Source organism: Prescottella sp. GW823-FHT02E09, assembly GCF_058797375.1.
The window spans coordinates 510,178-523,334 of sequence record NZ_JBXAJP010000001.1 but is presented as its reverse complement, the minus strand read 5'-3'; the positions used below and the strand labels follow the sequence as shown (position 1 = coordinate 523,334).

Below are 13,157 nucleotides of genomic sequence, written 5' to 3'. Positions count from 1 at the left end.
CACGGCTCCCCGGCACAGGCCCGAGCACCGGGCCGGTCGTTCGTGTCGCTCACATCACGTGCATGATGCATACCGCGTGGTGGTCCGTAGTGGGAGTGAGGCAGTATGACCGATTCGACCGAGCAGCAGAAGCTCCTCTACGTCTACGACGGGGCAACCGACGACGAGATCGCCCGCGAGGCGGATCTCTACGGCCCGTTGACCGACAGTGTCCGTGAACTGATCGAGCTGACCCTGGCCACCGAGGTCGAGGCCGCGGACATCGCCCGCGCCCGCGAGCACATCGAGGCGGCGAAGGAACTGCTGGGCAAGCGCACCCGGCCCACCCCTTACGGCGTGCGGTGGGGTGCGTCGGGCGCCAAGCGGACGTGGGGCAACGCCGCGATAGGTTTGCGCAACGCCGTCGCGCCCCCGCTGACCGTGAACCGCGAATCCGACGGACGTGTGTGGGCAGACTTCCACCTCGGGATGCCGTACGAGGGGCCGGCCGGCCTGACCCACGGCGGTGTCTCGGCCCTGGTGCTGGACCAGGTCCTCGGGGAGGCCGCGGAAGCCGGCGGCGCCCCGGGCATGACCGCGACCCTGACCCTGCGCTACCGCCGACCGACGCCGCTGGGCAAACTCCACGCCGAGGCGCGCATCGACCGGGTCGAGGGCGTCAAGACGTTCGTCACCGGCCACCTGGCCGGCCCCGACGGCGTCTGCATCGAGGCCGAGGGCATCTTCATCCTGCCGCGCTGGGCCCGTGGTGCCGACGGATCGGACCCGATGCCGGTGCCGGGACCGGCCTGAGCGGTCGGTGACGCGCCCACTGGTGCACCCACTGTGGAAAACCCTGCGGTGAGGGTGTGAAACTGGTCGGGCGGCATGGTGGCCGTGGACGAACCCGAGGAGGATGTCGGTATGGGATTCATGGATTCGGTCAAGGGACTGGTCGGCAAGGGCCAGGAACTCGCCGCGGAGCACTCCGACAAGGTGCAGGACGTCATCGACAAGGCGGCCGACATCGCCGACGAGAAGACCGGCGGCAAGTACAGCGACAAGATCGACAAGGCTGCGGAGGCGGCCAAGAAGGCTGTGCCGCCGAAGGAGTGACAACGTGAGTCCGCCGTCGGTGCAGCGCGGCGCGGCAGCAGGTGACGGGGGCCCGGTCGGCGGCACAATCGTCGTGTGAACGGAACCCTCGTACTGCTCGTCGTCATCGTGTCGATCGCGGTGACGAGCCTCGCGAAGCGGCGGGACCTGCAGGTTCCTCTCATCCTCGTGGCCGTCGGCTCGGCCGCGTCGTTCATCCCGGGCATGCCCCGGCTGGAACTGGACCCCGAGATCATCCTCGGACTGGTCCTGCCGCCGCTGCTGTACTCGGCGGCGCTGGACTTCTCGATGTCGAGCCTGCGCCGCAACATCGCGCCGATCCTGCGGCTCGGTGTCGGCCTGGTGCTGGTGACGGCTTTCGCCGTCGGATTCTTCGCGAACTGGCTGGTACCCGAGCTGACGCTCGGTGCGGCACTGGTCCTCGGGGCCGTCGTATCTCCGACCGATGCCGTCAGCGCGGTCACCGTCGGCCGCAAACTCGGACTGCCGAAACGCGTGCTCGCGATCCTCACCGGTGAGGGCCTGCTCAACGACGCGACCGCGCTGACACTGTTCACCGTCGGCGTCGCGGCCGTCGCCGGCACCCGCGTCGTGGTCGAACAGCCGGTGCTCTTCTTCCTGTACGAGGTGATCGGCGGCGTCGCCGTCGGCCTCGTGACAGCCACCGTCGTGCGCTTCGTGCGCGCCCGGATGTACGACTCACCACTCGAAACCGTTCTGGGACTGGTACTGCCGTTCGCGGCCTACCTCGCCGCCGAGGAGATCCACACCTCCGGGGTCCTCGCCGTCGTGGTCGCCGGGTTCGTCATGGGCCACCACGCGACCGACGTGTCGATCCCGACCCGACTCCAGGAACGCTCGCTGTGGGCGACGCTCGACATGCTGCTCGAGATGTTCGTCTTCGCGTACATGGGCCTCCAATTGAAGTTCGTCATCGACGACGTCGCCGACGAGGGACTGCCCGTCCACCACGTCTTCGCCTACGGGTTCGCGGTGCTGGTCGTGGTGATCCTGGTCCGCCCGATGTGGGTGTTCCTGAACTGGGGCGGGATCCGGATGCGGTTCCGTCCCCGGCACGGCACCGCCACCCAGGCCGGATTGAACTGGCGGCAGAAGCTCGTCGTGTCGTGGGCGGGCATGCGCGGCGTCGTCACGCTCGCCGCCGCGGGCGGCATCCCGGTGCTGACGGCGTCGGGGGAGCCGTTCCCGGGTCGCGGCGTCATCCAGGCGATCGCGTTCGTCGTCGCGGTGGGCACCCTGCTGATCCAGGGGTCGACGATCCCGTTCATGATCCGGCGCCTCGACGTCGCCGACCCACACGAACTCGAACGCACGCGGCAGCAGACACTGCTCGCGCGCCGGATCGCCGCCGACGCGGCCGACCGTGCGCTCGCCGAGGTCGCCGCGAGACCGCCGGCCGGCGCCGATCCCGGCGAGTTCGCGAAGGCCCTCGACCGGGTCCGGATCTCGGTCCGCGCCCAGGCACGGGTCGAGGAGGCCGAAGAGGACGACGGCGGCACCGCGTCCAAGCTCCGGCGCGCCGGAGCACTGTTCGACACCGTCCGGCGACGAGTGCTGCAGGCGCAGCGCAGCGCACTGATCGCGGCCCGCGACGACGGCGTCCTCGACGACGAGGTGCTGCGCGTCGAACTCGAGTCGAGGGACATCGAGGAAGCCGCCGCGGAGCAGAGAGTGCGCCGCAGGCGTGGCTGACGGGCACAATCGAGCCGTGACCCGAATCCGGATGGCGCTCGCCGCGCTCGCGTGCACGGCGCTGGTGGCGGGCTGCTCGGCGACCGCGGACTCCCCGGAACGCTCGACGCCGACGCCGGCCCCGACGACCAGCGCGATCGCGCTGCCCGACCCCGCCGACCGGGGCGTCGTGACCCGCGACGAACCGTTCGCCGGGACCGGGCTGTCCGGGCACCGGATCCTGTACCGGTCCACCTCGGGCATCGACGCGCGCGGCACCGAGGTGTCGGGCACGGTGTTCGCGCCGCCCGGGCAGGCGCCGCCCGGCGGATGGCCGATCGTCACGGTGGGGCATCCGACCACCGGTCTGCTCGACGAGTGCGCGCCGTCCGGGCACCCGGACCTGCTCGGCTCGACGGGACTGGTGCGGGATCTGCTCGCGCGCGGACTCGTCGTCGCCGTCACCGACTACGAGGGGCTCGGCACCGACGGCCCGCACCCGTACCTCGAGCCGGTCACGGCCGCGCACAACCTGATCGATGCGGTCCGAGCCGCGCGGAACCTCGTGCCCGACACCTCGACCCGGTGGACGGCGATCGGGGTGTCGCAGGGCGGTCAGGCGTCGTGGGCGGCCGCGGAGCAGGCGGCGCAGTACGGCGACGGACTCGAGTTCCTCGGCGCCGCGGCCCTGTCGCCGCCCGCCGACCTCACGCCCATCGTCTCCGACGGCCCGGTCACCCTCGATGTGCCGCAACAGTTCTTCCTGCCGATGCTGCTCGACGGACTGACGGTGTCCCACCCCGACCTCGACGCGAGCGCCTACATTCGGGGGGCCCTCGCCGACAACCGCGACGTGATCAGGTCCTGCACCGGCGAACTCGCGTCCCGGAAACTGTCCGTGGCGCTCAACCTGACACCCGCCGACACGCTGCCGCGCAGCAACAGCGACGTCGTGCAGATGCGCGAGTGGCTGGCCCACGACGCGCTGCCGCAGCAACCGGCCGCGGGTCCGCTGCTGGTGGTGGTCGCGGGCCGGGACAACCTGATCCGGCCCGACTGGACCACCGCCGCGGTCGGGCGCGCGTGCGGGCAGGGGGATGTGGTCGAACTGCGGTACCGCGCCGACGACGTACACGCAGACTCGAAGGCGCTGCCCGGTGCGATCGACTGGGTTGCGGACCGCTTCGCCGGCGCACCCGCCGTCGACACGTGCGCCGGCCAGGCGGTGCCGTGACCGCCATCGTGTGGACGGTGACCGTCGTCGCGCTCGCCGTCGCCCTCACCGTCGTCGGGATGCGCACCCGACGCGTGCTCACCACGCCGGCCGAACGCGCGGTCCACGACACGCTGCACACGGCGTCGCTGGCGGCACGACCGCTGCGCCGCGGACTCGACGAGACGTCCGCGCGGGAGGCGGCTCCGCACCTGCGGCTGCTCACCGGTGCGCAGTCGCTCGCCGTCGCCGGCCCGGACGCTGACCTGCTGGCCTGGAACGGCCCGCACGACGGGCTGTCGGAGCAGTTCGTGGCCGCGGCGACCCGCGCGATCGCCGGGGAGCGGCGGGTCCTCGTCGACCGGGCCGACCTCGACCGGACCGGCGACGACCACGACGTGCGGGCGCTGATCGCACAGCCGCTGCTGATCGAGGGCACCGGTGTCGTCGGGGTGCTCGGAGTGGTGGTCACCACCGAGCCCGGGCCGGCGATGCTCGGCGCGCTCACCGAGGTCGCCCGGTACGCGTGCAGCCAGATCGAACTGGCCGAACTGGACGCGTCCCGCGCACGCATCGACCGCGCCGAGGTCCGGGCGCTGCGCGCCCAGATCAGCCCTCATTTCATCTACAACGCGCTCGGAACCATCGCGTCGTTCGTCCGCACCGATCCCGATCGGGCACGCGAACTGGTGCTCGAGTTCGCCGACTTCACGCGGTACTCGTTCCGGTCGGCGGGCGAGTACACCGTCCTGGCCGACGAGCTGCGCAACATCGACCGGTACCTCACCCTCGAGCGCGCGCGGTTCGGCGACAACCTGCAGGTGCGACTGCAGGTGGCGCCGGAAGTCCTCAGCGTGGTGCTGCCGTTCCTCGCGCTGCAGCCGCTGGTGGAGAACGCGGTGCGGCACGGGCTGTCCGGCAAACGGGGTGGGGGAACGGTCACGATCGTCGCCTCCGACGAGGGCACCGACTGCGTGATCAGCGTCGAGGACGACGGGGTCGGCATGGACCCGGAGTTGCTGCGCTCGGGGGAACTCGACGCCATCGAGTCCCGCCCCGGTGGTCCGAGCGCGTCCGAGGCCGCCCACGTGGGCCTCGCCAACGTCGACGACCGGCTACGTGCGGCGTTCGGCAACGACTACGGGCTCGTCGTGGAGACCGCGCCCGGGGCGGGCACCAAGGTCAGCATGCGGGTGCCGAAGTTCCGGCCGGGCATCCGCGCCTGATCACCGGCGGGTCGGCCCGCCTCGGTCCGACTCGCCGCGGCGACATGGCACGATGGATCCGTTGTGAAAGAGACCGCTGACGGGCCCTCGGATGGCCCCCTGACCGTGCTGGCCGTCGACGATGAGCGCCCCGCCCTCGACGAGCTGGCGTACTTGCTGCGCGCCCGTGACGACATCGGCGAGGTCCTCACCGCCGGGGACGCGACCACCGCATTGCGGATCCTGCGTGACGGCGCCGTCGACGCCGCGTTCCTCGACATCAACATGCCGGGCCTCGACGGACTCGAGCTCGCCGGCATCCTCACCCAGTTCGCGAATCCGCCGTCGGTGGTGTTCGTGACCGCGCACGAGGACCGGGCGGTGGCGGCCTTCGATCTCGGTGCCGTCGACTACCTCCTCAAGCCGCTGCGCGAGGAGCGTCTCGCGGAAGCGGTGCGCCGGATCGTCGAGCGCCGCCGCAGGACCCGTGACGGGGCCGACGACGCGTCGGAGGCCGACGAGGTGATCCCGGTGGAACTCGGCGGGGTCACGACGCTGGTGCCGCGCTCGACCGTCAAGTGGGTGGAGGCCGACGGCGACTACGCCCGCCTGCACACCGCGACCGGATCGCACCTCGTCCGGATCCCGATCTCGTCGCTCGAGAGCCGCTGGACCGACGCCGGGTTCCTGCGGGTGCACCGCTCGTATCTGGTGTCGCTCTCCGAGGTGATCGGCATCCGCAGCGTCGGCTCGGGCCTCGTGGTGTGTCTGCGCCCGCAGGGCAGCGCTCCCGCCGTCGAACTACCGGTCAGCCGCCGGCACACGCGCGAACTGAAGGACAAGCTGATCCGCGGTCCGCGTCAGCACTGGAACACCCGATGACCGGGTCGGGTGCCGTACCGCCCGCCCGGCAGCGGGTGGTGCTCGCGCAGCGGCGCGGGGCCCGGATCGTGCGCACCCGTGTCGAGGTCCAGGAACAGACCGAGGTCGGCGATGCGATGATCCGCGGGCTGGTCCGGGCACAACTGAGCCTGGCGCTGCGGGTCGCGGCCGCGGTCGGGTTGTCGTTCGGCGCTGTCCCGGTACTGCTGCTCGTGTTCCCCCGGATCGCCGACGTCGCGGTGCTGGGCATCCGCCTGCCGTGGTTCCTCGCCGTCGCGCCACTCCCGATCCTGTTGGCGGCGGGATGGTTCTACATTCGTGCCGCCGAGCGCAACGAACAGGACTTCACCGACCTGGTCGACGACTGAGGCCGGTACCGATGACCGGACAGCCCATTCCTCTCCTGACGGTGCTGGCGCTCGTCGCCGCAGCGGTGGCCACCGTGGGTATCGGCATCTACGGGGTTCGTTTGGCGCGCACCACATCCGACTTCCTCGTCGCGTCCCGCAGCGTCGGTCCGCGGTGGAATGCGGCAGCGATCTCGGGTGAATACCTCTCGGCGGCATCGTTTCTCGGGGTCGCCGGGCTGATCGCGAAGTACGGCGCCGATGCATTGTGGTATCCGATCGGATTCACCGCCGGCTACCTGGGTCTGCTGCTGTTCGTCGCGGCCCCGCTGCGTCGGTCCGGTGCGTACACGGTGCCCGACTTCGCGGAGTTCCGTCTCGGATCGGTGCGGGTGCGCCGGATCGCGATGGTGGTGGTGGCTCTGGTGTGCGGGCTGTACATGGTGCCGCAGCTACAGGGGGCCGGCCTGACCCTGAACATCCTGCTGGGTGTGCCCGGCTGGGTGGGCGTCGTCGTGGTGGGGGTGATCGTGATCGCGAACGTCGTGGGCGGCGGTATGCGGTCCATCACGTTCGTCCAGGGATTCCAGTACTGGCTCAAGCTCACCGCCGTCGCGGTCCCGGCGTTGGTGCTCTCGGTGCACTACTTCGCCGACGCGAAGCCGGTGGGCGCGCCCGCACCGCCCACCGTCACCACGCAGACGTCGGTGGACATCACCACCGATGTCGTGGTGCAGGTCTCGACCCCGACCGACGTCACGGTGCACGGTCAGCTCGACGGCCGGGACGTGTCGGGCGACGTCCGGCTGGGTACCGGCCGGCACGAGTTCGGTAAGGGGACGGCGTTGGTCCTGCCCGCAGGATCACCGGTGCCCGTCGTCGCGGGCGCCCCCGCCGACGGCGCCGGATGGGCCGATCCCGGTGGCGGCTTCGGCGGTCCGCACCCGCTGTTCCAGGTGTACTCCCTGATCCTCGCGACGTTCCTCGGCGCGATGGGGTTGCCGCACGTGCTGGTCCGCTTCTACACCAACCCGGACGGCCGGGCCGCGCGGCTGACGTCGCTCGTGGTGATCGCGCTCGTCGGTGTGTTCTACCTGTTCCCGGTGCTGCTGGGGGTGTTCGCGCGGCTGTACGTGCCGCAACTGCTCATCACCGGGACGTCCGATGCCGCGGTGCTGCTGCTGCCGGTGTCGGTGCTGTCGGGATGGGGCGGCCAGTTGCTCGCGGCGCTGGTCGCGGCCGGCGCGATCGCGGCGTTCCTGTCGACGTCGTCGGGACTGCTGGTGAGCATCGCGGGCGTGCTGAGCACCGACGTGCTGAGAGGTCGGATCCGCGACTTCCGGGTGGCCGCAGTGCTGGCGGGGACGGTGCCGCTCGTGCTGGCGCTGGGCGCGGCCTCGTTGGACCTGTCCCGTTCGGTGGGCCTGGTCTTCGCGGTCGCGGCGTCCACGCTGTGTCCGCTGTTGGTCCTCGGTATCTGGTGGCGCGGGTTGACGGCGGCCGGGGCCGCGGCCGGACTGATCGTCGGGCTCGTGGCGGGTGGGGGAGCGGCGATGCTGGCGGTGCTCGGGGTGCCGTCGGACGACGTGTGGAACGGGTGGCCGTCGGTGCTGATCGGGTATCCCGCCGCGGTGAGCGTCCCGTTGTCGTTCGCGGCGATGGTCTTCGCCAGCATCGCCACCCGGCGCCAGGCGCCGGCCGATGTCGGCCGGATCTTCACCCGCATGCACGCGCCCGAGCGGCTCGGGATGGGGCGGGACCGCGAGGACGACCTGCGCTCGCTGTGATGCGGGATTCCGGTGGATGGGTCTCGCGATTGACGTGATCGTGGTGCGTCGCGCACCGTGACTGCGCCGCGGGCGCGGGGATGCGCACGCTCGGGAGAAGGAGACGATCGTGACGGAATGGCAGTGTGTGGGAACCGCCGAGGACTATCGCGACGGCAAGGCGCACGCCGTCCGGGCCTTCGACACCGATCTCGTGGCCTTCTCCGACCGCGCGGGCGTCATCCACCTTCTCGACGCCCGCTGCCCGCACATGGGCGCCGACCTGAGCAAGGGCCGGATCGTCGGCGACACCATCGACTGCCCGGCGCACCAGTGGCGCTGGAACGGGCTCGGGCGGTGCGTCGGCGGCTCGCCCAAGCTCCTGCCGATCCGCTCCTGGACCACGGAGGAGCGGGACGGCCTGCTCTACGTGCAGGCCAACGACGCTCCGGCGTCGGGTCGGGCGGCGAAGGCCGGTCCGGCGGAGTGGCTGGCCGGTGCCGCTCCGGTGCCGGGCGCCTCGACGCGTGCGGCGAGGTGACCGCTCGTCGCGTGCGGGCGACCACTGGGCGCACGCGCCGACAGCTCGGCGTGTGACTGGCGCCACATGCTTCTCCTGTGACTTGGCTCTCACTAGCGTCGCTTGGCATACCCCGCGACGCAGGTCGCCCGTACTCGTAGGAGTTCGCCATGACCACCACCGACCTCGGTTCGGGAGCGCCGCCGCAGCGGCCGGCCCCCGACGCGCAGGCCTTCCTCGACATGCAGGCGAGTCCCGAGTTCCAGGAACTGCGACATCGGCTGCGGCGCTTCGTGTTCCCGATGACCGCGTTCTTCCTGACGTGGTATTTCGTGTACGTCCTGCTCGCGACATACGCGTCGGACTTCATGGCCACCAAGGTCTTCGGCAACGTCAACCTCGGCATCGTGCTCGGCCTCGGCCAGTTCGTGACGACGTTCGTCATCACCGCCCTGTACGTGAAGTTCGCGAACCGTGAACTCGACCCGCGCTCGTCGGCGATCCGCGAGGAACTGGAAGGACCGGCACAGTGATCACCACACTCGCCCAGGCGGCACCTGCCGCACCCGCCACCGATGTCGGCAATCCGCTGTTCAACATCGCGATCTTCGTGGCCTTCGTCGTCGGTACCATGACACTGGTGATCCGCGCCAGCCGCTCGACGAAGAAGGCATCGGACTTCTATACGGGCGGCGGCCAGTTCTCCGGCCCGCAGAACGGGTTCGCGATCGCCGGCGACTACCTGTCGGCGGCGTCGTTCCTCGGAATCGCGGGTGCCATCGCGGTGTACGGCTACGACGGCTTCCTGTACTCCATCGGATTCCTCGTCGCGTGGTTGGTCGCGTTGCTTCTTGTGGCCGAACTGCTGCGCAACACAGGGCGATTCACGATGGCCGACGTGCTCAGCTTCCGGCTGAAGCAGCGACCGGTGCGGATGGCGGCGGCGCTGTCGACCCTCGTCGTGTCGCTGTTCTACCTGCTCGCGCAGATGGCCGGTGCGGGCGGGCTGGTCGCACTCCTGTTGAACATCAAGGACTTCGCGGGTCAGGCGATCGTGGTCGCGGTGGTCGGTGTCCTGATGATCGTGTACGTGCTGATCGGCGGGATGAAGGGCACGACGTACGTGCAGATGGTCAAGGCCGTCCTGCTCATCGCCGGTGCCGGAATCATGTTCGTACTGGTGTTGTTCGCGGTGAAGGGCAACTTCTCACAGCTGCTCGCCGACGCGCAGAACATGGTGAACGGCTCGGCCAACGAGGCCGTCGCCGGGCGGGACGTGCTCGCGCCGGGCGCCAAGTACGGCATCAGTGACATGTCGCGGCTGGACTTCCTGTCGCTCGGCATCGCGCTGGTCCTCGGCACCGCCGGTCTGCCGCACGTGCTCATGCGCTTCTACACCGTGCCCACCGCGAAGGAGGCCCGCCGCTCGGTCACGTGGGCGATCGGACTGATCGGCGCGTTCTACCTGTTCACGCTCGTCCTCGGCTACGGTGCCGCCAAGATGGTCGGCCCCGACACGATCCTCGCGGCCCCTGGCAAGGAGAACTCGGCGGCGCCGCTGCTCGCGTTCGAACTCGGCGGCACGATCTTCCTGGGCATCATCTCCGCGGTCGCGTTCGCGACGATCCTCGCCGTCGTCGCCGGGCTGGCGATCACCGCGTCGGCATCGTTCGCCCACGACATCTACGCCAGTGTCATCAAGCGCGGCAAGGCGTCGGAGGAGGAGCAGGTCCGGGTCTCGCGGATCACCGTCGTCGTCATCGGCGTCGTCGCGATCGTTCTCGGCATCCTGGCGATGGGACAGAACATCGCGTTCCTGGTCGCCCTGGCCTTCGCGGTCGCCGCGTCCGCGAACCTGCCGACGCTGCTGTACTCGCTGTTCTGGAAGAAGTTCAACACCACCGGCGCGCTGTTCAGCATCTACGGCGGTCTGATCAGCTGCCTCGTGCTGATCGTGTTCTCCCCGGCTGTCTCGGGCGCCAAGAGCTCGATGTTCCCGAATGCCGACTTCGCGTGGTTCCCGCTGGCCAACCCCGGCATCGTGTCGATCCCGCTGGCCTTCGTCCTCGGCATCGTGGGCACCTGGGTCGGCCGGAACAAGCTCGAGGATCCGTTCAAGCAGGCCGAGATGGAGGTTCGTTCGCTCACCGGTGTCGGCGTCGAGAAGGCCGTTTCCCACTAGCGGTCACCCAACTGTGCCTCGTGTCGCGGCCGCGGCACGGGGCACAGCTGTCGTGTACGTCACCTTTCTGATTGGTTACGATCCGTCAATGGCAAAGCTGAAGGTGTCGATCGACGTCCCCATGAGTCCGGAGGACGCATGGACCAAGGCGTCGGATCTCGACGGATTCGAGCAGTGGCTCAGCATCCACGAGGGATGGCGCAGCGAACTCCCCGCCGAATTGAGCGCCGGCACCACGATCAGTTCGGTCGTCACGGTCAAGGGACTGCGCAATCGCGTCAAGTGGACGTTGAAGCAGTACAACCCGCCCCGCAGCCTGGTCCTGAAGGGTGACGGCAAGGGCGGCGTCAAGCTGGGGCTGGTCCTGAGTGTCGATCCCGCGGCCGACGGTGCGAAGGTCGCCCTCGACATCGACCTCGGTGGTGCGCCGCTGTTCGGTCCCATCGGTTCGGGCGTGGCGAAGGCGCTACGCGGCGACATCGAAAGCTCGCTGCAGAAGTTCGTCACCCTGTACGCCTGATTCGGCGGTCCCCGTCCGATCCCCGCGCCCACCAGCGCTCCCTGTCCTTTCTCCCTGGAGGTCTCGAAGCCATGGCCGGTCGTCACAGCGCACCGCGCGCGAAATCGGCGTCGACGTCGCCCGTCGTCAAGTACGGGGCGATCGGTCTCGCCGCGCTGGTCGTCGTGGGCGCCGGTGGGTACTTCGTGTTCGACCGCTTCGGTGGCGGGGGATGCGACTCGACCAGTGAGTACGTGGTGGCGGCCGACCCGTCGATCGCCCCGGTGCTCACCGCCGTCACGACCGAGGCATCCGCGGAGGATCTCGGGTGCCGCAGCTATCGGATAGAGGCGGCGTCCGGCATGGAGCCGCTCGGGGCGCCCGGACAGCAGGACGGACCGGACCTGTGGATTCCGGACTCGACCCAGTGGGTGGCCAAGGCCAGCAGCGGCACGGGCACGTTGTTCGACGTCGCGGCCACGTCCATCGCGGCCACACCGGTGGTGATCGCGGCGCGCGAGTCCGAGATGCCGTTCTTCGCGACGTGGACGAGCGCGCTGCAACTGTCCGGGCTGCGGATCGGTGACCCGCTCACCAGCAGCGTCTCGGTCGCACCCATCGTCGGGGCGCTCTCGGAGGCGGACGCCGGTACCGTCGCGGCCGACGCCGTGCCCGGCGCGCTCGTCCCGATCGCGCAGGCGCAGGCCGCCAACCTGCACCTGACCGATGCCTCCGCGCGGCTCGCCGCCGTCGTCTCGGACGGCGGCGTCGCGATCGCCACCGAGCAGCAGGTGGCCGTGCACGGTCAGGACGACTCGTCGACGAAGCTGGCGGTGACGGTCCCGAACTCGGGTGCGGTGTTCCTCGACTACCCGGTGGTGGCGACGGCATCGGGCGCCGACCACGCCGACGCGCGCGCGGCCGGCGTCGCGCTGGCCGAGGTGATGGGCAACGAAGCGGGGCGGGCCGCTCTGTCGCAGAGCGGATTCCGCGGGCCCGACCGGGCGGTGCTCGACGCCGGCCGCAGTGTGGGGGAGGCCACCGTGCTGACGGTCGCCGATCCCGACTCCACGGCCCGGGTGCTCCGGCGCTACGCAGTCTTGGCGCTGCCGTCCCGCGCGCTGGTGGTCGAGGACGTCTCGGGCTCGATGGCGGAGACCGCCGGCTCCGACACCCGGATCGCCCTGACCGTGCAGGCCAGCGAGACCGGCGCCATGCTGTTCCCCGACAACGCGCAGTTGGGTCTGTGGGCGTTCTCGATCGGACTCGGCGGCAACGGAAAGGACTACAAGGAGCTGGCGCCCATTCGGCGGATGGGCGAGACGGTCGACGGTGTGAGTCACCGGCAGCGGATGACCGACGCCGTCCGGACGCTGCCCTCGCTCGTCAAGGGCGGAACCGGGCTCTACGACACCACGCTCGCGGCGTTCCGGACCGTCAAGGAGGGATACGACCCGAGCGCGATCAACAGCGTCATCCTGCTCACCGACGGCGCCAACGAGGACCCGTCGAGCATCTCGCTCGACGAACTGCTGGCGATGTTGAAGCGCGAGCAGGATCCGGCGCGTCCCGTCATCATCGTCACGATCGGAATCACCGACGACGCCGACGCGGCTGTCCTGCAGAAGATCTCGGCGGCAACCGGCGGAACCAGTCACATCGCGCGCACCCCGGCCGAGATCCCCGGGGTCTTCGTCGACGCGATGCGTAGCCGCGCGACGAGCTGAGCGCGGGGGTCGGCGGTGAGTGGTCGCCG

13 protein-coding genes are annotated in these 13,157 nt (G+C 70.3%); all 13 read left to right on the top strand.

Annotated features, from left to right (window positions below; genetic code table 11):
- The first annotated feature begins 105 nt into the window (after positions 1-105).
- The 13 genes from AC1RIF_RS02520 (at position 106) to AC1RIF_RS02460 (ending at position 13,128) form a co-directional block, all read left to right on the top strand.
- Positions 106-792, top strand: a complete 687-nt coding sequence (locus AC1RIF_RS02520) for a PaaI family thioesterase (RefSeq protein WP_492599790.1) — start codon at positions 106-108, stop codon at positions 790-792.
- Between the two features lie 111 nt (positions 793-903).
- Positions 904-1,095, top strand: coding sequence for an antitoxin (locus tag AC1RIF_RS02515; protein ID WP_492599789.1), 192 nt, complete (start codon positions 904-906; stop codon positions 1,093-1,095).
- A gap of 75 nt (positions 1,096-1,170) precedes the next feature.
- Entirely contained in the window at positions 1,171-2,808 is a 1,638-nt protein-coding gene (locus tag AC1RIF_RS02510) for a Na+/H+ antiporter (protein WP_492599788.1), read from the top strand.
- 31 nt (positions 2,809-2,839) lie between these two features.
- On the top strand, positions 2,840-4,021 hold the full coding sequence (locus AC1RIF_RS02505; RefSeq protein ID WP_492600121.1) for a lipase family protein: 1,182 nt from the start codon (positions 2,840-2,842) through the stop codon (positions 4,019-4,021).
- A 59-nt stretch (positions 4,022-4,080) separates the two neighbouring features.
- Positions 4,081-5,226 carry a sensor histidine kinase gene (locus AC1RIF_RS02500; RefSeq protein WP_492600120.1) on the top strand — a complete coding sequence of 382 codons (1,146 nt, stop codon included), beginning with the start codon at positions 4,081-4,083 and terminating at the stop codon, positions 5,224-5,226.
- Positions 5,227-5,289: 63 nt separating this feature from the next.
- Positions 5,290-6,087 carry a LytR/AlgR family response regulator transcription factor gene (locus AC1RIF_RS02495; protein WP_492599787.1) on the top strand — a complete coding sequence of 266 codons (798 nt, stop codon included), beginning with the start codon at positions 5,290-5,292 and terminating at the stop codon, positions 6,085-6,087.
- Positions 6,084-6,455 (top strand): hypothetical protein, encoded by a 372-nt coding sequence (locus tag AC1RIF_RS02490; protein WP_492599786.1) that lies wholly within the window; start codon positions 6,084-6,086, stop codon positions 6,453-6,455. The genes AC1RIF_RS02495 and AC1RIF_RS02490 overlap by 4 nt, the downstream gene beginning before the upstream one ends.
- 11 nt (positions 6,456-6,466) lie before the next feature.
- Complete coding sequence (locus AC1RIF_RS02485) at positions 6,467-8,221, top strand: sodium/solute symporter (protein WP_492599785.1); 1,755 nt, start codon at positions 6,467-6,469, stop codon at positions 8,219-8,221.
- A gap of 109 nt (positions 8,222-8,330) precedes the next feature.
- Positions 8,331-8,741: a Rieske 2Fe-2S domain-containing protein gene (locus AC1RIF_RS02480; RefSeq protein WP_492599784.1), complete on the top strand. Its 411-nt coding sequence runs from the start codon at positions 8,331-8,333 to the stop codon at positions 8,739-8,741.
- Between the two features lie 149 nt (positions 8,742-8,890).
- Positions 8,891-9,253 carry a DUF485 domain-containing protein gene (locus AC1RIF_RS02475; protein WP_492599783.1) on the top strand — a complete coding sequence of 121 codons (363 nt, stop codon included), beginning with the start codon at positions 8,891-8,893 and terminating at the stop codon, positions 9,251-9,253.
- Positions 9,253-10,902, top strand: coding sequence for a monocarboxylic acid transporter (locus AC1RIF_RS02470; protein ID WP_492600119.1), 1,650 nt, complete (start codon positions 9,253-9,255; stop codon positions 10,900-10,902). Before AC1RIF_RS02475 ends, AC1RIF_RS02470 begins: the two co-directional genes overlap by 1 nt.
- An 88-nt stretch (positions 10,903-10,990) precedes the next feature.
- Positions 10,991-11,422, top strand: coding sequence for a type II toxin-antitoxin system Rv0910 family toxin (locus tag AC1RIF_RS02465; RefSeq protein WP_492599782.1), 432 nt, complete (start codon positions 10,991-10,993; stop codon positions 11,420-11,422).
- A gap of 71 nt (positions 11,423-11,493) precedes the next feature.
- On the top strand, positions 11,494-13,128 hold the full coding sequence (locus tag AC1RIF_RS02460) for a substrate-binding domain-containing protein (RefSeq protein WP_492599781.1): 1,635 nt from the start codon (positions 11,494-11,496) through the stop codon (positions 13,126-13,128).
- Positions 13,129-13,157: the final 29 nt, after the last annotated feature.